At 34.8% G+C, this 21909-nt stretch carries 16 protein-coding genes; 8 read left to right on the plus strand and 8 right to left on the minus strand.

What is annotated here, in order from left to right:
• Positions 1-14 precede the first annotated feature (14 nt).
• On the minus strand, positions 15-1031 hold the full coding sequence (locus AC000W_RS04170) for a transporter (protein WP_474746302.1): 1017 nt from the start codon (positions 1029-1031) through the stop codon (positions 15-17).
• A gap of 113 nt (positions 1032-1144) precedes the next feature.
• Here AC000W_RS04170 and AC000W_RS04175 point away from each other — a divergent pair, with 113 nt between their 5' ends.
• The 4 genes from AC000W_RS04175 to AC000W_RS04190 are packed head-to-tail and all read left to right on the plus strand — an operon-like array spanning position 1145 to position 6612.
• Positions 1145-1408 carry a DUF4834 family protein gene (locus tag AC000W_RS04175; protein WP_474746304.1) on the plus strand — a complete coding sequence of 88 codons (264 nt, stop codon included), beginning with the start codon at positions 1145-1147 and terminating at the stop codon, positions 1406-1408.
• A gap of 20 nt (positions 1409-1428) precedes the next feature.
• The gene (locus tag AC000W_RS04180; protein WP_474746306.1) at positions 1429-3861 is read left to right on the plus strand and encodes a YfhO family protein; all 2433 of its coding nucleotides are present in this window, start codon (positions 1429-1431) and stop codon (positions 3859-3861) included.
• Between the two features lies 1 nt (position 3862).
• Entirely contained in the window at positions 3863-5173 is a 1311-nt protein-coding gene (locus tag AC000W_RS04185) for a glycosyltransferase family 4 protein (protein WP_474746308.1), read from the plus strand.
• Positions 5158-6612, plus strand: coding sequence for an oligosaccharide flippase family protein (locus tag AC000W_RS04190; RefSeq protein WP_474746310.1), 1455 nt, complete (start codon positions 5158-5160; stop codon positions 6610-6612). Before AC000W_RS04185 ends, AC000W_RS04190 begins: the two co-directional genes overlap by 16 nt.
• A gap of 142 nt (positions 6613-6754) precedes the next feature.
• Here AC000W_RS04190 and AC000W_RS04195 read toward each other — a convergent pair whose 3' ends face one another.
• From AC000W_RS04195 to uvrA, 5 genes are all read right to left on the minus strand, one after another.
• Complete coding sequence (locus AC000W_RS04195) at positions 6755-8059, minus strand: hypothetical protein (protein WP_474746312.1); 1305 nt, start codon at positions 8057-8059, stop codon at positions 6755-6757.
• Between the two features lie 326 nt (positions 8060-8385).
• Positions 8386-10692 carry a hypothetical protein gene (locus AC000W_RS04200; RefSeq protein ID WP_474746314.1) on the minus strand — a complete coding sequence of 769 codons (2307 nt, stop codon included), beginning with the start codon at positions 10690-10692 and terminating at the stop codon, positions 8386-8388.
• Positions 10693-11019: 327 nt separating this feature from the next.
• Positions 11020-12204 carry a hypothetical protein gene (locus AC000W_RS04205; protein ID WP_474746316.1) on the minus strand — a complete coding sequence of 395 codons (1185 nt, stop codon included), beginning with the start codon at positions 12202-12204 and terminating at the stop codon, positions 11020-11022.
• Positions 12205-12628: 424 nt separating this feature from the next.
• Positions 12629-13462, minus strand: a complete 834-nt coding sequence (locus AC000W_RS04210) for a sulfurtransferase (protein ID WP_474746318.1) — start codon at positions 13460-13462, stop codon at positions 12629-12631.
• 1 nt (position 13463) lies between these two features.
• Complete coding sequence (gene uvrA / locus AC000W_RS04215; protein ID WP_474746320.1) at positions 13464-16244, minus strand: excinuclease ABC subunit UvrA; 2781 nt, start codon at positions 16242-16244, stop codon at positions 13464-13466.
• A 232-nt stretch (positions 16245-16476) separates the two neighbouring features.
• Between uvrA and AC000W_RS04220 the strand changes: the two genes are divergently transcribed.
• Positions 16477-17061: an RNA polymerase sigma factor gene (locus AC000W_RS04220; protein WP_474746322.1), complete on the plus strand. Its 585-nt coding sequence runs from the start codon at positions 16477-16479 to the stop codon at positions 17059-17061.
• A gap of 517 nt (positions 17062-17578) precedes the next feature.
• Entirely contained in the window at positions 17579-18160 is a 582-nt protein-coding gene (locus tag AC000W_RS04225; RefSeq protein ID WP_474746324.1) for an RNA polymerase sigma factor, read from the plus strand.
• 228 nt (positions 18161-18388) lie between these two features.
• On the opposite strand, the gene AC000W_RS04230 is transcribed toward AC000W_RS04225, so the two are convergent.
• Complete coding sequence (locus tag AC000W_RS04230) at positions 18389-19051, minus strand: endonuclease III domain-containing protein (protein ID WP_474746326.1); 663 nt, start codon at positions 19049-19051, stop codon at positions 18389-18391.
• A gap of 53 nt (positions 19052-19104) precedes the next feature.
• Here AC000W_RS04230 and bcp point away from each other — a divergent pair, with 53 nt between their 5' ends.
• Positions 19105-19557, plus strand: a complete 453-nt coding sequence (gene bcp / locus AC000W_RS04235; protein WP_474746328.1) for a thioredoxin-dependent thiol peroxidase — start codon at positions 19105-19107, stop codon at positions 19555-19557.
• Between the two features lie 46 nt (positions 19558-19603).
• Here the strand turns inward: bcp and AC000W_RS04240 are convergent, their stop codons facing one another.
• The gene (locus AC000W_RS04240) at positions 19604-21055 is read right to left on the minus strand and encodes a TonB-dependent receptor (RefSeq protein WP_474746330.1); all 1452 of its coding nucleotides are present in this window, start codon (positions 21053-21055) and stop codon (positions 19604-19606) included.
• 87 nt (positions 21056-21142) lie between these two features.
• Between AC000W_RS04240 and AC000W_RS04245 the strand changes: the two genes are divergently transcribed.
• Positions 21143-21907 carry an MBL fold metallo-hydrolase gene (locus tag AC000W_RS04245; RefSeq protein ID WP_474746583.1) on the plus strand — a complete coding sequence of 255 codons (765 nt, stop codon included), beginning with the start codon at positions 21143-21145 and terminating at the stop codon, positions 21905-21907.
• Positions 21908-21909 lie beyond the last annotated feature (2 nt).

Below are 21909 nucleotides of genomic sequence, written 5' to 3' on the forward strand. Positions count from 1 at the left end.
TATGGTAAAGAGATTTAAAAATCTATCACGCCATTGTCTTCTGGCTTCTTCTTTTTGCCTTTTTTCTTCTTTTTTGAAGAGCCAAACAAACCTTTCTTCTTAGTCTTTTTCATACTATTCTTCTTAATCTCTCCACCGTTTTCATCTGCATTTTGGTCCTCAATAGGCACCAATTTGTCCTTATGAAAATCAAATCGATAAGAACCGCCAATAGAGGCAAAAAACCTTGAAGGTGTATTCTTAAAACTACCACCAAAATTAACATCGGCTTGCAATCGCTCATTGAATAGATGCACCATACCTGTTCTAATAATCATATCTCCGTATCGATCACTTTTAATACCTTGGTTTTCAATAAAAACACTCCATTTGGGGTTTCTAAGGGCACGGGTTATTGAAACAATATAACTCAACTCTGGGTCTTCGGTTCCTATTCGGTCATATGCAACATTTGTAATCAGTACAAACCTCGGCGTTAATCTACTTTGTGTAGCAATCATTCCCCTATAAGAAATAGTTGGGTCAGAAGGATAAAATGGATTATCACCTAAATTAAAAGTTGCACCTCCATATAATGATACTGCAGGCAAAAGGTTCTTAAATTGAAAAACATTATTTGCGCGCCAGCTTAATAAATTGGGCTTATTACGCTCTGGGTCTTTAAAGGGGTCGAACACTAAAAATTTTAATCCGGCTCTATGCCTTGTAAAATTGGTTCTGGAAAAACGCTCTCCAAGACTTATATAATCTTTATTTTCATGTAAATAGGTACCTTCCCAAATAACTTCTAACTCTTCAAATAGTAGCCCATATCTAATTGCCATTTCTCCACCAATTCGGTTAGCATTAGTTAATAATTCTGTATGCTCTTGGGTTTCATATACTAGACCAACTTCTGTCTGTAAGACACCTTTTCCAACAGCATAAGCACTTACAGATTGCCCAGGCCTATTAGAATTTATAACATCTGTATATTGGGAAATAACAAAAAGCGGAAGTGTAAATAAGAAGAGTGAAACTATTTTTTTCATTTTTTTGATTGATGTAAAACCGGCCGTTGCAGCCCATTTTAGTATTATTTTATGACTTTTGCATTCCAAATGCAATAGTAGATTTGTATTTTTGATATAAATTAATGCAATACATGGTTTTACTAAAAACGCTTTTAATACTACTATTAGTATACTACTTGCTTAAAATGCTTTTTAGGTTATTTGCACCTAAGCTCTTTAGTTATGCAGCAAAGAAAACTGAAGCACATTTTAAAGAAAGTTTTGAAAAATTCACCAATGAGAATACTCCACAGGAAGAAAAAGTTGGAGATGTTATCATTGATAAAAAGCCAAGTAGAAAAAACAACGCTGCAAAAAAAGTTGGAGATTATATAGATTTTGAAGAAATTGATTGATATTAGCGTAAAATCAACTCATGAAACCTGGCTTTAAAGCTTTATTTACCCATTTTTTTGTTGTCGTATTTTTTATTGTTGCTGCTCTGGCTTATTTCCACCCTGTACTTCAAGGAAAAGTTATTTTGCAATCGGATATTGTTCAATACAACGGTATGGCAAAAGAACAGACCGATTTTAAGAATAGAACGGGAGAAGAACCTTATTGGACCAATAGTGCCTTTGGTGGCATGCCCACGTATCAATTAGGTGCCAACTACCCTCATAATTATGTAAAGAAATTGGATAGACTTATTCGATTTTTACCCAGACCTGCCGATTATCTTTTTCTATATCTTCTTGGCTTTTATATACTACTTTGCTGTTTAAAGGTTGATTTTAGATTGGCTGTTTTGGGCGCTTTGGCATTTGGTTTTTCAACCTATTTAATTATTATTATTGGAGTTGGTCACAATGCAAAAGCACATGCCTTGGGATATTTGCCCATGGTTTTGGGTGGAATCTTACTTGTCTTTCAAAAACGTTATTTATGGGGCTTTGTACTCACGTCAATAGCTATGGCGTTAGAAGTGGTAGCCAATCATTACCAAATGACTTATTATTTTATGTTATTGGTTTTAATTTTTGGAGCGGTCTATTTTGTTTATGCAATAAAAAATAAGGAATACAAACATTTTTTTATCTCTGTTGGCATTCTATTAGGAGCCGTTATGTTGGGGATTGGCACCAATGCTACCAGTTTACTGGCCACCAAAGAGTACGCAGATTGGAGTACAAGAGGAAAAACGGAGCTTACCATAAATCCAGATGGTTCTGAAAAAGAAAATACTCAAGGACTTAGCAAGGAATATATTACGCAGTACAGTTATGGAATTACAGAATCTTTAAATCTATTAGTTCCCAGGCTATTTGGAGGTAGTAACCAAGAAAATTTAGGCACAAACTCTAAAGCTTATGATTATCTCACCAGTCAAGGTTTGTCTAAATCAAAAGCATTGGAGTTTTCTAGTGGTATGCCTTTATATTGGGGAAAACAACCTGGAACTTCAGCCCCTGCATATATTGGTGCAATTATTTTCTTTCTTTTTATAATGGGTCTGTTTTTGGTGAAAGGAAAATCCAAATGGTGGCTTTTGGGTGGTACCATTATGTCTTTAATATTATCATGGGGGAAGAATTTTAGCTTGCTCACAGATTTTATGATTGATTATTTCCCACTGTATGATAAGTTTAGAGCGGTATCATCTATCCAAATTATATTAGAACTTTGCGCACCACTTTTAGCAATATTGGCTTTGGTGAAGTTATTTAAACCAGAAATTGCTAAAGCCAAGAAATTGAATGCTTTAAAAATCAGTTTTATTATTATGGCTGGCTTGGGTGTTGCTTTACTGCTTTTAAAGGGGATGTTCGATTTTACAGGATTGAATGATGAAACCTACAGAGGGTATTTTGGTGATGAGTTAATGACAATGATTCAACGAGATAGGGAAGCTGTATATATTAGTGATACCATTCGTTCCTTAGTATATGTGCTTTTGGCTGCCTTTGTGATTTGGTTGTTCATAAAAGAGAAAGTCAATAAAAATATTGCAATTATTGGATTGGGGTTATTGATAGTGGTTGATTTGATTATGGTTGATTTACGCTATGTTGATGGAGAGGATTTTGTTAGAAAAAGAAGAATGACAGAGCCTTTTCAAATTACAGCCGTTGACCAACAAATAAAACAAGACACCTCTAATTATAGGGTGTTTGACTCATCTGAAGGGTTTCAAGCAAGAACAGCTTATTTCCATAAATCAATTAGTGGCTACCATGCCGCCAGGCCAAGAGGAATGGAAGATTTGTTCGATTTTTATTTGTATAGAAATAAGATTGGAGTGTTGAACATGTTGAATGTAAAGTATGTAATTCAGCAAGATGAGGAAGGTAGAAGCGGTGCAGCATTAAATCCAGATGCCAATGGGAATGCTTGGTTTGTAAAGAAATTGATGGAAGTTAAAAGTGCCAACGAAGAAGTTTTAGCATTAGATCACTTAGATAGCGCTCATGAGGCTGTGGTTAATACCAATGATTTTCCAGATATTCGTCGGTTCGATTTTCAGGTGGATTCTACAGCATCAATTCAATTGTTGAAGTATGAGCCAAATCATTTAAAATACAAATCAGAAAATGAAAATGCCGGAGTAGCCGTTTTTTCAGAAATGTATTATGCCAATGGATGGAATGCCTATGTAGATGGCAGTTTAAAGCCTCATTTTAAAGTAAACCATGTATTGAGGGCTTTGCGATTGCCAGCAGGAGAACATACTATAGAGTTTAAATTTGAGCCTAAAGTTGTGGAAACCGGTAGCCAAATAACCTTGGTAAGTTCAATTCTACTGGGATTGGCGGTTGTTGGAGGTATAGGATTTTCAATATGGCGTCCTCGTAAGAAAGAGGAAGAATAGCATGCAAAAAGTACTCATCATAACGTATTACTGGCCTCCAGCAGGAGGACCAGGTGTTCAACGTTGGTTGAAATTTGTGACTTACCTTAAAGATTTCAATATTGAGCCAGTAGTCTATATTCCAGAGAATCCCAACTATCCCATTATTGATGAAACATTTATAAATGAAATTCCTCAAGGGATTACCATATATAAGCAACCCATTTTTGAACCTTACAGATTGGCAAATTTATTTTCCAAGAAGAAAACAAAACGTATCAGTTCTGGTATTATAGAAACCGAAAGCCAATCGTTTTTGGAAAGGACGATGTTATGGGTCCGTGGCAATTTTTTTATTCCGGATGCACGGAAATATTGGGTAAAACCCTCTATCAATTTTTTAAATGATGTAATCAAGGGAGAAGGTATAGATATCATTATTACTACAGGTCCGCCACATTCGGTTCACCTCATTGGTTTGGGCTTAAAAAAGCAATTTAACCTCCAATGGTTGGCCGATTTCCGCGACCCATGGACTTCTATTGGGTACCATAAAAAACTGAAATTGTCCAAACGGGCTCAAAAAAAACATAAAAAACTGGAGCAATTGGTGCTTACCAGTGCGGATAAATTAATAGTGACCAGTAAGACCACTAAAGCTGAATTCAAACGAATTACTCAAAAGCCAGTTAGTGTAATCACTAATGGGTTTGAAACCTCTCGACTCCACTCGAGGGGACAGAATGAATTCGATAAGGATGACTTAGACTCTAAATTTACTATTTCCCATATTGGCTCTTTGCTAGGAGGGAGAAACCCAAAGAATTTATGGAACGTTTTGGCTGAGCTAGCACTTGAAAATAATGATTTTAAAAATACCCTTCATTTACAATTTGCGGGAGTGGTGAACAAAGAAATAAAGCAAAGTCTTAAAAAAACAGGATTGGATTCATGCTCCACTTTTTTGGGTTATGTGAGTCATGAAGAGGCTATTCTGCTCCAAGGAAAATCACAGGCCTTGTTGTTGGTAGAAATAGATTCAGAGGAAACAAAAGGTATCATTCCCGGGAAACTGTTTGAATATATGGCTGCCAATCGTCCCATTTTGGGAATAGGCCCCAAAGAGTGGGAAGTGGCAGAAATAGTAAAAGAGACGAAATCAGGTGAAATTTTTGGGCATGAATCAGAATCAGATTTAAAAAGTGTAATTTTAGATTGGTTTTTAAAGTACCAACAGCAAAAACTAACCGTTTCCTCCAAAAAAATAGACCAGTACAGTAGGAGGGAACTCACAGGGAAACTAGCCGAATATATTAGATGGGAATCGTATTAAAGCAATCTTTTAGGAACACGTTTATCACCTATTTGGGTTTTGGTATCGGTGCTATCAATATTCTATTTCTCTATACCAATTTCTTGACCGATGAATATTTTGGTCTGGTGGGCGTACTTTTGTCCACGGCAACCATTCTTATGCCCCTCATGGCCTTTGGTGTGCCCAATACCTTGGTCAAATACTTTAGCAGTTTTCAAGAGGATAAGGATAAAAATGGCTTTCTCACTCTAATGTTGTTACTACCGCTCGTGATGATTGTCCCATGTACGGTCCTTACCTATTTTGGGTTGGAGGTAATCGGGGATTTTCTGTCCAAAAAGAATGCCATTGTAAAAGGGTATGTCTGGCACATTTTTTTGATTGGATTTGCTATGGCCTATTTTGAAGTCTTTTATGCATGGTCCAAGGTACAGATGAAATCCGTTTTCGGGAATTTTATGAAAGAGGTCTTTGCTCGTATTTGTGTGACTGTATTATTGTGCCTAGTTTATTTTAAAGTGATCACGGTAGATGTATTCTTAATGGCCTTAGTTGGGGTATATATTGTAAGGACAATTATCATGAAGTTATATGCCTATGCCTTAAAATTCCCAAAACTTCAGTTTAAATTTCCTAATAACACCTCAGAAATTATAAAATATAGTGCATTTATCATTTTAGGAGCCTCTGCGGCTGTCATTGTATTGGAGATCGATCGTTTTATGATCAACCAATATATAAAGATCGAAAATGTAGCCTACTATAGCGTTGCCATATATATTGCCACTGTTATTGTGGTGCCTTCTAGGGCCATGCACCAAATTACGTATCCATTGACGGCTGAGTTAATGAATAAAAAAGATGATGTGGCGCTAAAAGAACTCTATCAAAAAAGCTCTCTTACCTTGTTTATTGTCTCAGGTTTGTTGTTTGTTCTGATAGTATTGAATTTACAGGATCTTTACACTTTAATTCCCGAAGCATACAGAGGAGGTTTTTGGGTAGTCTTTTTAATTGGGTTGGTAAAAGTATATGATGCCCTTTTGGGTAACAACAATGCCATTTTATATAACTCTGACCATTATAGAACCGTGCTGTTATTGGGTGTTTTCTTGGCAATATTGACCATCCTCTTTAATTTATGGTTGATACCCAAATATGGTCTTATTGGTGCTGCGCTTGCAACTTTTATGGCTGTTTGTATCTTTAATACCACCAAACTGTTTTATGTACACAGTAAATTTAAGATACAGCCCTTTACATGGGAGAGCCTTAAAGTATTTGTATTGTTAATGGTTTTGGGTGTTCCCCTTTATTTTTTGGAACTACCTTTCCATGCACTGATCAATATAACCTTAAAAAGCCTGTTAGTGGTAGTGCTTTTTGTTGGAATGCTGTACAAGTTTAAAATTTCTGAAGATGTTTTTGGGGTGTTGAACAAGTTTTTAGGGCATTAATTTTCAACGGTCTCGTATAACCGTCAGTTACGGGATTAAAATTACTGATTTTCGGTCTGGAACTGACTTTGGCAATTCCGAGTGGATTCGGACGTAGTCGAATCCGCCGTAATTGCGGTTATACATTGTTGTAAGCAGTTTTTTATTCAAATACATTTCTAAATTTATTGAACTCAAACGCTTCGTTGATATTCAATTCTATATATTTTCTTAAATCTTTATGGTCTTCTTCGGCTCTTTTTCTACTGTAAACTTGTGAATTTGAGTTAGCCTTTTCACATAGTTCAGTAATTTGTTCTTCAGTAAATTTGTCCAAATTGGGATGTACTAAATAAGAATAAATTGTGTCAGCATCATTATAATTTTTAGCTATTGAGTATCTCCAAATTATGAATTCGGTGACTTCTTTTACATAGCCTTTAGTATATCCGATTTTTAGAAGTCTTTGATAAGCAGCTCCACTTGCATCAAATGGAAAAACCTGTCCATAATTATCTTGAATCCAATTTTTTACTTGTTCTAGATGTTTTATGTAAGATTCACTTAAAAACCAAGCTACAGTTTTGGCGCTTATATCTTTCTCAATATGTTTTGCAATTAGTAAGTGAACATCTTCTCTAAACTCTTGATAAAGAAATTCATTTTCAGATAAAAACCGTATTAGAAAGTTGATTGTATGCTCGTAATTTCGAATATTACTAAAATATTCTTGCTCATTCTTTATTTTTTGAATGCACAATGCTGTATTTCTCTTGTACAGAAAGTATAAAACTCTATAATTAATTAAACGATTTTCCTCTGCATCTTCATTATCTAATCTGTAGATGAATTTCCATAAATCTCTAAAAATAGTAACTTCTACAGTTGGATTTAAGTTGTTTAAATATTTTGATTTTATGTATTTCTCTAAACTTTCATCATCTATTAATAGTTCTTTCTTATTCGCTATATCAACAAGAATTGTAGACAATATTTTTTTCGAAAGAATTGGTGATTTTAGAAATAATGATTCTAACATATTCCTAATATGAGATGCAACAGTTTCTTTGTTGGGTGTATATAGTTTGTCATCTTTGTCAACTACTGGATGTGCACATAAGTGTCTGTCATTTTTTAAAGCTTGAATGTGTGCATAATCAACATTATCAATTAAACTGGTTCTGTTTTTGATTTTTTCAATTATATCTTTTTCCCAGTCAGGATTATTCGGATGAGCTTGCTGAAAAGTCCGTATTTCGTTTAATATGTCTCTTGCAATAGAGTCTGAATAAATTTCATCAAGAACCTCTAATTTTATTAAGATATCGTTTATTACAACAGAGTAAAGTGTGACAATTGATGCACGATAGTTTCCATTAAAATAGGAACTCGAGACTTCTCTAAAGTAGGCTTTTGTCCTTTCAGAGTTTATTTGTTCTATAGAATTTTCTAAACTGTAATCGTTCATTCGTCAAATTGCATACAACAATTGAATATAGATATCTATTATATGAGGAACTAAGATAAGTGATTTTTGTGCCATTGAAAGAAGATTCTTCCTGTGTCAATGAATCATTCTCTTTGGGTTAATCCTTTTTAGTAATACAGCTATTTGTGACCATTCCTATTGCTAAAAGTGACAAATTAAAATTGAACACCTCATTAATTTAGTTTTAATGCTTTGTTAATAGGGTTGTTTTGCATTTGTTTATCACCAACGTTTAGGTTATGATTTCTTTGCGGCGAAATTTTAAACCTATTTAAGGACTTATATATTTTGTGTTAGGACTTACATTAATTCTCTTTAAGCCAAAGCGGCGCACCATCTTCCCACTTATTATGTGTTAATCTAAATTTCTCCCCATCTGCCAGTCTTATCGCCGTAATTTCACCATACATTTGAGGACTGAAAATATAGGGCTGTATTAAAGGCTGTTCGTCATTAATTCCAAATTCTTCAGAAGTGTATATTAACCATTCACCATTTGGAGAGAAGTGCGGATGCCCCTCTTGTCCTGGGTAGGAGGTAAGTCGTTTTGGTTCACTCCATACATTGTTGACCTTTTCAGTTAAATAGATGTCCATGGTTTTTACAGTACCATCTTTATCAATGCCAATCACATCCGAGCAATAAGCAATTTTATTGCCATCGTAAGAGATAACAGGAAAGGCTTCCTTGTCCGGGCTATTGGTAATATTGGTAATGGTTCCATTTTCCTCAACATATATATCCATATTGCCAGTTCTTCCGCTTCTAAAAACCATAACGTTATTATCTTCAGAATAATCGGCAAAGCCGGTATTGCTCTCCAAATTGGTCACACGTTCCAATGATTTGTTTTCAAAGTGGTAGCGATAAACACAACCCCTGGCTTCCGGACTTCTTCTAAAACCGCCTACCGAAAATTGAAGGTACTTACCGTCTGGGGTAACTTTGGTGTCTATTATATTGGAAAATTGTGGGTTAAAACCACTATCTGGTCGAAAGTTGAACAAGTGCTCTATTTCATTTGCTGCATAATCTACTGCATAAAAATCTTTTTCTGTATTAAAAAATGAAGACAACATAAGTCCTGCATAAAGAACAACCAACGCATAAGGAATAAACATAAACGTATAAAGCTTATACAACGAAGCAATAGGCTTCTGTGACTGTTTTCTTTTAGTATACATAAAATAGGCCAATATACCCAGTACTAAAAGTACAGCTCCCGCTACAAGTAAAAAAGATTTTACTGTACTCATGGGCATTACTTTGAAGAACAATTGATCGTCGGTAGTTTTTACCAAAAACAGAACAATAACAACTGACAGTAAAGAAAAAATAAGATGTTTCCAAAAGGAAATGGTCTTTCTTTTTTTAATGCTCATGTAGATTCCAAAGAGCAACCAAATAATTGCAAGCAATGGCAGCAATAGGACGGGATAGGCAAATGGTGCTATGGCCTCCTGAAAACTATTTGCTTTGGCAACGCCATAAACAATCTTTCCGTCTGGTGTTGCTGGCGCGGCGAAAGATCGTCTAACTCCATAAAATGAAAGTGTTTTGTTTGGTATGTCTTTTATGAGTTGAGGGCTGTTTTTAACCAATAAATCGCCAAAAAAGTCATCCAAATTTGTGGGTTCTCGCTTAGGTGTTTCACCACCATGATAAAGCATTATGCCAGAATCATGGTAGTCCACATTTAACATGTTCATTTGCTGAACCAAGCTAGAGTCTATTTCCTGTGTTTTTGGGTCTAGTCCAAGAATAGAAAATCCATTAGGTCCTTCTACAAAACTGGTGAATAAAATTTTACCATCAGACTTCATAAGGGGTGATACGCAAGAATGAGTATCGGGAGATATTTGCGTGGCATTTTCGCCGGTATTGGACATTTTAAATAGCTTGAAGGATTCATTGCCATTGTTATAAAGATAATCGGCAGAATAATAAAGGATTTCTTTATCATCTTTAGACCAAACAGGGCTTCCTTCCCAATTCTCGGAATTTGTAAGTCTATTCGTGCTGGAGCCATCCGCATTCATTACATATATATCACCTGTCCGTTGCATTGTAAAAACCAATCTTGGAAGTGGTTTGGTTTCATGCGCCCTATCACTTGAAAAGGCAATTTTCATCCCATCATTAGAAAACTTTGGTCTAAAATCCCCGCCTTTATTATTTGTTAGGTTGACCGCCTCTGAAATATCCAAGGTATCCAAAGGTGTAAAAGGTAATTTATAAATATCCGAGTTGCCTTCGTGGGTAGAGACAAAAGCCATCCACTGACCATCTGGTGAAAAGTCCATTTGATCTTGCATGGAATTACTGGTTACCAAAAGTCTTGGGTTGGAGCTATCTTGGGTACTTTTAACAAACAATTGTGGACGACCATTTCGCTCAGAGGTAAACACCACCCATTTTCCGTTGGGTGAAATTTTACCATCGTAATCCAAACTTTCGTGTTCCGTGAATTTAGAGAAGCTTTTTCCATCATCTTTAGACAAATAAATATCCCATCCTTGCGGTCTAAAAGAGGAGTAAAATACTTTTTCTTGGGCTCTGGATAAACTTCCGAAAATTATAAGAAGTGCAATAAATATGGTAATTTTTTTCATTGTGTATGGTTTGTTGCTATAGTATGGATGTATATCACGTAAAACATGCTTCCTTTTTATATGTCCTTTTTTACTTGCTTCCATTAGTCTTTTGTCCGTATGGAGTTATTGCTGTCTATAAAACCAAAGCAATAAACAAACTTCTTATATTGAACAGGTTATTTTATTGAACTTAAATTCAAAAAATGAGGGAGCATTAATAACTAAGGGGGAGATACTTATAAATGTCTAATAAATTTGGGAAACTACAAAATTATTAAAAGAAAAACCCCGTGGGGAACTTAATCCGCCACGGGGCTTTACAACTAACCAACCTAAAAACTATCTTTATTGTCTTCTAGGACTTCTAGTAGACACTGTACTGTTACTTCTTCTTGGTGAAGCACTTCGGCTTGTAGCCTGTGGACTTCTAGAACTTCTGCTGGTTGTGGCAGAAACCCTTTTTTGTGTTCTTTGTGGTGTTACCGTTCTCTGTACACTCCTTGTTACAGGTTTCCTGTTCATGGTTGTAGTACTTCTGGTAACTGTTCTATTGTTAGGTCTAGCGGTAACTTCTCTTTTGGTTACTTTTCTAGTAGGAGTAGACCTATGTACGTTTCCTGTATTTTTACGCACCGTAGTACTTTGTCTAACCGTTCTGTTACCATTGGTATTACCTCTTTCCATAGTTCTAGACGTTGTGGTTCTGCTCACTGTTCCTCTTTGCGGATTGGTACGTACAACCGTTCTTTTGGTTTTGGTAACATCACCTCTTTGGGCTATAGTTCTATTGCTTCTTGTTGCATCCCCACGTCTCTTGTATGTGTTTTCCCTTGCAGCTACACGCTTATCATTTCTATAAACCGTAGTTCTTCTATTTCTGTTATCATACTTATGCATCTTTCCAATTTTGGCATAAGCTCTTCTTCTATTCTGCATATATGGTCTATAGTACGTATATCTAATTGGTCTATAGTATTGTCTATAAGGTCTGTTATACACTAGACAAAGATTTAAAGCCGGTCTGGCAAAGAATCTATGAAAAGGTCTGTACACATAGCGTCTGTTATACACATTTATAAAACCTGTGTGATGGCTATAGAAACCTCTATTGTTATAGTAAGCGTACATTCCGCCTATTCTGTTAACTCGTCCGTTTCTGTACCATACATCTACATCACCAATTTGGGTTACACGCCCAAAAGCATCATAATACACAGGAACATTCTCTACTTGGATTACAGCTCCATAGTCATCATATTGTACAAATGGGTTATAATCGAATCCAGAGTTAAATGTTATGTTTGCTCTTCTAGAGCTATAGGAAGCTCCAAAGTTTACTCTGTTATCAATGTAAAAATCGAACTCTCCATCCGGATATACCGAAAAAGTAATGCCATTCTCTACAAAGATGAAAGAGTTATTGTATCTATAAGCATTGCTTGGTATGGCAACCTTATCTTCTGTTGTTGCAGCTGTGATACTTGCAGTACCAAAAACCAGTGCTGTTAAAAGGTATATAATTTTTTTCATCATATAAGGTTTTAAACCTGCCGACCGACAGGTGGGTTCCGAATGAAACTATTTTGCATTCGATTAGTATATACCAAACAGCGTGCCAAAAAATCATTATGAAATATAACTATCTGATAATCAATAACTAAATTCTATTCTGAGCTATAATGAAAAGGTAAGGCTTCACAATATTGAATAGTGAAGAAGGGAATTAGTAATTTAAAAATGTTCCGTCAATAAGAGTTTTACTTTTTTGTAAAACGTGGTAGTCTCCTAATAAATAGAGAGATTGCTTAGTTCCTCGCAATGACTTCGAAACTCATTTGTTTTTTCGACAGAGCCTGAAAGAGCGACGAGAAAACTTTATAAAAGATTTCTCAGTCATTTCATTCCTTCGCAATGACTTTGGGTTTTTTGTGTCATTTCTATTGTTGGGAGAAATCTATTGTGCAACAGGAAAATCACAGGTCTCTTGTCCCCATTCTGCCCATGAACCATCATAAAGGGCTTTGGGATTGGTATTGACCAATTCGCATCCTAAAAGAATGATGCAGGCCGTCATACCCGACCCACAGGTAAAAATTTGTGGAGAATCAGAGGGCAAGTTAAGCTCCTTTATAACCTTATTAAGGTCATCTTTGGGAAGAAACTTACCATCTTTTAATAACTTTGAGTAGGGTAGACTAATAGAACTTGGAATATGCCCACTTTTATATCCTTCCCTTGGTTCGGGTACTTCAGCATAAAATCGACCTTTAGATCTAGCATCTAGAACTATTGCTTCTTTGGATTCTATGTTTGTAAGTAAATCATCTGTAATAACCACTAAATCACTTTGATACTTGGCAGTAAAAGTTCCTTGTGCATAGGTTTTGGCTTCTTTTGATTCAGTTTCAAAACTTTTTTCTATCCATGCAGGTAGGCCTCCATCTAAAACTGCCACGTTTTTATGTCCCATTATTTTAAACATGTACCAAGCTCTTGGACTGGAATAAATTCCTAATCCATCATAAACTACAACTATACTATCATCGTTAATGCCCAATTTTCTACATTCATCAGTAAAAGCTTCTGGGGACAATAAAGAATTGGGTAAAGGGTTTTCTTTATCTGAAAAAGAGTTTTTTATATCAAAAAAACGTGCGTTTTTAATTTGAAGCCCTGGGTAGGCCGTATCTATATTAGCAATAGTATTTTTTACTGTAGCATCAAGAATTACCAACTTTGGGTTATTAAAATTTTCTTTAAGCCAATCAATAGAGACCAGTGGTTCCATATTATACAATTTTTTCAATTAAGTAATGGGCGGTATATGATTCCTTATTTTTTACGAGCTCTTCGGGAGTTCCATATGCAATTAGTTGTCCGCCCTGATCTCCACCTTCCTGACCAAGGTCAATAATATAATCGGCACATTTAATCAATTCTATATTATGTTCTATAACAATGATGCTATGCCCTTCTGATATCAAAGCATCAAATGATTTTAATAATTTTTTTATATCATGAAAATGAAGCCCCGTCGTAGGTTCATCAAAAATGAACAGCGCTTTTTCTTTGGATTTACCTTTTACCAAAAATGAGGCTAGTTTAATTCTTTGCGCTTCGCCACCAGAGAGAGTAGAGGAGGATTGACCTAATGTTACATAACCCAAGCCCACATCCTGTAGGGGCTTTAACTTTGTCATAATCTTTTCCTGACCATTAGCCTCAAAGAATGCTACTGCATTATCTATAGTAAGATTAAGAATATCATCTATGGATAAATCTCCAAATTTTACCTCTAATACTTCTTTTTTAAACCGTTTGCCATTACAGGCATCACATTCCAAATGCACATCGGCCATAAATTGCATTTCCACAGTAATTTCTCCCTCTCCTTTACATTTTTCACACCGGCCACCATCTACATTAAAAGAAAAATGTTTTGGTAGATATCCTCTTAGCTTACTCAATTTCTGGGAAGAATACAATGCCCTAATATCATCATATGCCTTTATATAGGTAACGGGATTAGAGCGAGATGACCTGCCAATAGGGTTTTGGTCCACAAATTCAATATGCTTTAAATGTTCATATTTACCCTCTACTTTTGTGTGCTGACCAGCTTTTTCTCCATAGCCTCCAACTTCTTTTAATATAATAGGATACAATATCTTTTTGACCAAAGTACTTTTTCCACTTCCTGAAACTCCTGTTACCACAGTTAACATGTTCAAAGGAAAAGTGACATCAATGTTTTTGAGATTGTTTTCCCTAGCTCCAACAATATTAATTTGATTTTGCGATGTTCTACGTTTGGCTGGAACCTTAATTTCTTGGGTACCATTTAAATATCCAGCAGTTAGAGAAGTTGATAATAGAATTTCATCTAATGTTCCTTGTGCTACCACTTCTCCACCATGAGTACCAGCCTCTGGTCCAATATCTATGACAACATCGGCTGCCTTCATAATATCCTCATCATGTTCTACCACAATTACCGTATTGCCCAAATCCCGTAGGGATTTCAATACTATTATTAGGTTTTCCGTATCCTTGGGGTGTAGCCCAATACTGGGCTCATCCAATATATACATTGAGCCGACCAAACTACTTCCTAAAGATGTTGCCAAATTAATACGTTGACTTTCCCCACCAGACAAGGTATTAGATTTCCTGTTAAGTGTTAAATAACTAAGTCCCACTTTTTGTAGAAAGCCCAAACGACTGTTTATTTCTACCAAAAGCCTAGAGGCAATTTTTGAATCGTGTTCATTCAACGAAAGTTTTTCAAAGAAAACAATCAATTTTTTAATGGGTAATTCCACTAATTCTGAAATGGATTTTCCATCCACTTTTACGTAATCGGTTTCCTCTCTAAGTCTGCGACCTTTACATTGTGTACATTTGGTTTTTCCTCGGTAGCGCGAAAGCATTACCCGATTTTGGATTTTATAGCTTTTCTCTTCTAACTCTTTAAAGAACTTAGATATACCTATAAAATGGACATTCCCGTCCCAAACCAACTGTTTTTGTTCATCTGTAAGTTCAAACCACGGTTTGTGGATAGGAAAATCAAATTTATAAGCTGAGTTTACTAGCTGTTCCCTATACCAACCCATACTTTCTCCACGCCATGGAAAAATGGCACTTTCAAAAACCGATAAAGAGGTATTGGGAATTACTAAATCTTCATCTATCCCTATAACATCTCCATATCCTTCGCACTTTGGGCACGCACCGTAGGGATTATTAAAACTAAAGAGATGGGTATTGGGCTCTAAGAATTTCATTCCGTCCAACTCAAACTTATTACTAAAAAGTTTTTCTGTTTTAGTTTCCAACTCTTCAATAATACATTCGCCATTTCCTTCGAAAAAGGCTGTGTCAACTGCATTTGCAAGTCGATTATAAAAATCTTCATCATTTTTGGAGATAATTCTATCAACAACCAAATGAAAATTTCTGTCCATTTTTGTAATGGAATCATCTATTCTAAGAATTTCACCTTTATACTTTATTCTTGCATACCCTTGTTTGGATAATATTTGAAGGGATTTTATTGGATCTCTATCCTTTTTTATGGTAATAGGAGCCAATAATAATAATTTAGTTCCTTCTGGAAAGGTTTTTATATAAGTCATTACATCAGTAACTGACTGCTTTTTTACCTCTTTCCCAGAAATTGGGGAAATGGTCCTACCAATACGTGCAAACAATAATTTTAAATAATCATATATTTCAGTAGTTGTCCCAACCGTAGAACGCGGATTGGTTGAGTTTACTTTTTGTTCAATGGCGATGGCAGGTGCAATGCCTTTAATATAATCTACCTTTGGTTTGTCTAACTTCCCTAAAAACTGCCTGGCGTAAGATGATAGGCTTTCCACATACCGTCTTTGTCCCTCTGCATATAGGGTGTCAAACGCCAAACTAGACTTTCCAGAACCAGAAAGCCCTGTAATGACCACCAGTTTATTTCTAGGGATTACAACATCAATGTTCTTAAGGTTGTGCAGTTTTGCACCCTTTATAATTATGTTTTCCTTGGGATTTACTTCAGCTAGTGTAGGCATTATTCATATTAAGATGTAAAGATACAATATGTCCAATTTAATTACTAAAGGATATAATATTAGAAAGAAACCTTTAGCCAAATGTTCTATATTTTATATTTTTTCTATATTTGGCTTGTAATTAAAAAACAGAAACGCCTATACCGTACAATTACTTTTTAAAAGTTAACCTATTATAATTAGAATCTTTCCGCAAGGAAAGGCCCCTAAGTTTAACCCAAAAAGTAATTACATGGAACTGCAATTAGACGACGCTGTATTAGTCAAAAATTACATACAAGGAGACGAAAAATCCTTAGAGATTCTTATCAACAGACACAATCAAAGACTTAGCAGCTTTATTTATTCCAAAGTTTTGGATCAAAGCGTTACCGAAGATATTTTTCAGGATACTTTTATTAAGGTAATACGCACCTTGCGTAGAGGCGCCTATAATGAAGAAGGTAAATTTTTACCTTGGGTAATGCGTATTTCTCATAACCTTATTATAGACCACTTTAGAAAAAACAAAAGATTACCCAAATTTGAGTGTAATGAGAATTTTAATATTTTCTCCATACTAGGTGATGGCAAGCTAAATGCTGAAAAGCAATTAATAAAGGACCAAATAGATTTTGATGTGCAATCCTTAATAGAACAATTGCCTGAAGATCAGAAAGAGGTAATTAACATGCGAATGTATAAGGATATGAGTTTTAAGGAAATATCCGAAAATACTGGGGTTAGTATTAATACAGCCCTAGGAAGAATGAGATATGCACTAATTAACTTACGAAAGCTTATTGAGACCCATAATATAGTTTTAACGAATTATTAGGTCGTAGGTCGAACTATGTAAATACCTCCATATATGCTGCGTTATCTTAAGACAACTAAGCAAAACAAACAATATGGAAGAAATTTACGCTAGAAATAAACAAGCATGTGAATTGATTAAGGCTCAACCAGAAACTGTACAGTTCTTGTTGAACTATTCTAAATCCTTACACATTATAGATCATGATGGGATAAAGCTTGAGAGTAATAAGAATTAAACCATTAAAATTTAACAGCAACGAAAAAAAGGGCATTTAATTGCTCTTTTTTCTTGTTATGGAAAATAATGGAAGCCACATCAAAAGATGTGGCTTTTTTTGTAAAGAAATATAAAACCGTTGTTTGACATCAAAAAAGCGGTGTTTTACAACATACTTTTTCCCAGACCTCCCTATTTATCTACTTTTAAATTGTAATTGAAACTCAGGCATATAATAAATCATTTACATATTAACTATTAGCAATCAAACAAAAAATCATCCTTTAAAAGGATACTCAAATTAAAAAAACATAATTACATGGAAGTTCAAATAGAAGATTCAGTATTAGTAAGAGAATATATAAGCGGAGATGAAAAGGCTTTAGAGGTTCTTATTAATAGACATAATCAGAGAATAAGTAGTTTTATATATTCTAAAGTTATGGACCGTGATATAACGGAAGATATTTTCCAAGATACTTTCATTAAAGTAATAAATACGCTTAAAAAGGGAAGATATAGTGAAGAAGGTAAATTTTTGCCTTGGGTCATGAGAATTGCCCACAACCTAATTATAGATCATTTTAGAAAGAACAAAAGAATGCCAATGTTTGAGGGCAGCGATGAGTTTAATATCTTTTCGGTTATTGGTGATGATAAATTGAATGCTGAAAAGCAAATAATAAAAAATCAAATTGATTCTGATTTACGAATATTGGTAGATGAGTTGCCAGAAGATCAAAAAGAAGTATTACTGATGAGAATCTATAGGGATATGAGTTTTAAAGAAATATCCGAAAATACAGGAGTAAGCATAAACACTGCTCTGGGCAGAATGAGATATGCACTGATTAACCTCAGAAAAATTATTGATAAGCACAACATTGTACTTACCAATTAATCCATTAAGTACACTTAAACAATAATTCCATTTTAGTAGCGTTATTATGTAATAACAAAACTATTATATGGAAAAAATTTACTCTGAACAACAAAATGCATGTAGACTAGCAAAGGCATGTCCAGAAACAATTCAATTTCTTTTGAATTATTCTAAGTCTTTGTATATAACGCAGTACAATAGTTTGAAGTTTGAAGGGCATTTAAACTAAAATAAAAGCAGTTCTTATTAAGAGCTGCTTTTATTTTTATAATAATCTTGTAACACTTTCTTTCTCCCTATAGTACTGGTAATTATATCTTTATCAAGATTCCAACCTCTTGCGGGAGAGTATTCTCTACCGTACCATATAATTTGTAAATGCAAATCGTTCCATATTTCTTTAGGGAACAATCTTTTTGCATCTTTTTCTGTCTGTACAACATTTTTGCCATTGCTAAATCCCCAGCGATACATTAAACGGTGAATATGTGTATCCACTGGAAAAGCAGGAATTCCAAATGCTTGAGAAACCACCACACTTGCCGTCTTATGTCCCACAGCTGGAAATTCTTCTAATAGAGCAATATCATTAGGTACAATTCCATCATATTTTTCAATCAACATTTTTGAAAGCCCATATATTCCTTTGGATTTCATTGGTGAAAGGCCAACAGGCTTAATTATTTCCCTAATTTCATCAATAGATAATTTTACCATATCATACGGGTTATCAGCTTTAGCAAATAATAGAGGCGTAATTTTATTTACTCTAACATCTGTACTCTGCGCAGAAAGTAGTACGGCTATAAGTAATGTATAGGGGTCTTTATGTTCCAAGGGAACTGGAATCGTTGGGTATATTTTTTTAAGTGTCTGGATTGTAAAATCAACTTTTTCTGCCTTTGTCATTTATGTGTACTTTAGTACAAGAAAGTAAACTCAAATTTAACCATAAAATAGAAATGAATACATTAAAAGTAGGGGACAAGGTTCCAGATTTCTCAGTAAATGATCAAGATGGAAATTTAATTACACTATCTGATTATAAGGGTAAAAAACTGGTAGTTTTTTTCTACCCTAAAGCCAATACTCCAGGCTGTACCGTTGAAGCTTGTAACCTTAGGGATAACTATGAAGAATTGCAAGATGCTGGTTATGAGCTTCTTGGCGTAAGTGCAGATACAGAAAGAAAGCAATTCAATTTCAAAAAAAAGTTTGATTTTCCATTTCCTTTATTGGCTGATGTTGACCATGCAGTTATCAATATTTTTGGGGTATGGGGGTTAAAAAAATTCATGGGTAGAGAATTTGATGGAATTCACAGAAAAACCTTTGTTTTAGATGGCGATGGAATTATTACCAAAGTCATTGATATAGTAAAAACAAGTGACCATGCCCAACAAGTATTGGAATAAAAAAAGCCCAAATGGGCTTTTTTAATTTTTATAAATGGAGCTATACTCATTTTTCCTGAACCGCTTCCTTTTTTTGAAACAACCCTTCTTTTTTAATGGTTTCAGCAATTCCTTCTGGTAGCATTTCTTCCCAACCAGTTTCTCCATTAGTGATTTTTTTAAGAACTTCTCTAGAGAAAATATGCATTATATCTGGATCATAGTCAATGATATCCATAACCTTACTATTGTATTTAAAGAACTTATACAATTCTTTCATTCTTGGATGAACTTGGACATTGTTACTTGTCATAATTTGTCCAGTCTCAACATTTTTCATGGGGTAGAGGTAAACTCGTAAATCTTTAAAGAACAACTTACCAAAGGCCTCTAAAATACCACCACTTAAGTGGCTGTAATATTCCTCGTCAAAAATATCAACTAAGTTATTTACCCCCATGGTAAGCCCAATTCTATTTTTTGTATAGTTGTTAAAATATTCAACCAGCTTATAATATTCTTGAAATTTGGAAATCATTACCGTATGACCCAAAGAGCAGAGCAATTTGGCCCTGTCCATAAAATCTTGCTCGTCAATTTTACCAGAAGCTTTTAAGTTGGCCAGAGTGATTTCAAAGACTACGATAGTGTTTTTTTCCAAGACCGTTTGTTCCCTAATAAATATGTCATAAGATTTTTCCAGCATATCCATATTTACTTTGGTCACAGGCCTAAAGCTACCGCGGAGTGCAAGAATGTTCTTTTTGTACAATACTGATGCTGGCAATAAATTATTTCCATCAGGCCCAAACATAACTGCATCAGTCATATCATTTTTGATAAGTTGTAGACTCATTAATCTATTATCTACATCTTCAAAGTTTGGCCCTGAGAAATTTATCATGTCAATTTCAACAGTATCAGTATCAATATGGTCGTATAAGTATTTTAATAACTTCCTTGGCTTGTTATATTTATAAAAAGCTCCATAAATGAGGTTTACCCCCATAATTCCCAAAGTTTCTTGTTGTAGCCTTGCCTCATTTTGTTTAAAACGAACATGTAGTATAATTTCATCATATTCCTTTTGGTTTTGATCCAATTGAAAACGGATACCAACCCAACCATGTCCTTTGTATCGTTTGGAAAAATCAATGGTTGCAACAGTGTTAGCATAGGAAAAGAAAAGTCTATCAGGTTGATTTTCCCTATTAATTCGCTCTTCCATTAAACGCATTTCATGAGAAAGCATTGTTTTTAAACGTGCTTGTGAAACATATCTCCCATCTGCCTCTATACCATAAATGGCATCACTAAAATCCTTATCATAAGCACTCATTGCTTTTGCAATGGTCCCAGATGCTCCACCGGACCTAAAAAAATGTCGTGCGGTTTCTTGTCCAGCACCAATTTCTGCAAAGGTCCCGTAAATATTAGGGTTTAAATTTATTCTAAGCGTTTTTGCTTTAAGTGAAGGAACATTCTCAAATCCAACGTCTTTTTTTAAAACTGAAGCCATCTCGTTTTATTTTTGCTTTCAAAGTTAACAAGATTGAACAATCTTTTAAATTTATTAGTTATAAATTTGGATTAAATGAGCATCGGTTTGAAAATTACTTTTTTGGGTACAGGAACATCCCAAGGAATTCCAGTAATTGGGAGTAAACACCCAGTTTGTCTAAGCGAAAATCAAAAAGATAAAAGATTGCGTGTTTCTGTTATGGTATCTTGGGAAGACTACAATTATGTAATTGATTGCGGACCAGATTTTAGACAACAAATGCTTACCCATAAAGTTGATAAGCTAGATGGAATCCTTTTCACGCATGAGCATGCCGATCATACGGCTGGTATAGATGATATAAGGCCATTTTTTTTTAGACAAGGTGATATTCCAATTTATGCTCAAAAAAGAGTGGTAGATTCATTACAGCAACGGTTCGACTATATTTTTGCTGATGAAAACAGATATCCTGGCGCACCTGCTGTACAGGTAAATCTAGTTGAAAATAATCGGCAATTTAAACTTGGAAATCTTGAAGTTACTCCAATTGAAGTCTACCATAATAGATTACAGATTTTTGGTTATAGAATTCAGGATTTTGCCTATTTAACTGATGTAAAAACTATTTCTAAAGTTGAAATCGAAAAGTTGAGTGGTGTAGACATGCTTTGTGTAAATGCATTGAGAGAGGAGCCACATCATTCTCATTTCAATTTAGATGAAGCATTAGAATTTGTGAAAAAAGTACGGCCTAAGACTGCTTATCTTACTCATATTAGCCATATGTTAGGATTTCATGATGATGTAGAAAAAAAATTGCCAGATAATGTACATTTGGCGTATGATAATTTAATAGTAAACCTATAAGT

This window comes from Saonia sp. (assembly GCF_056326165.1).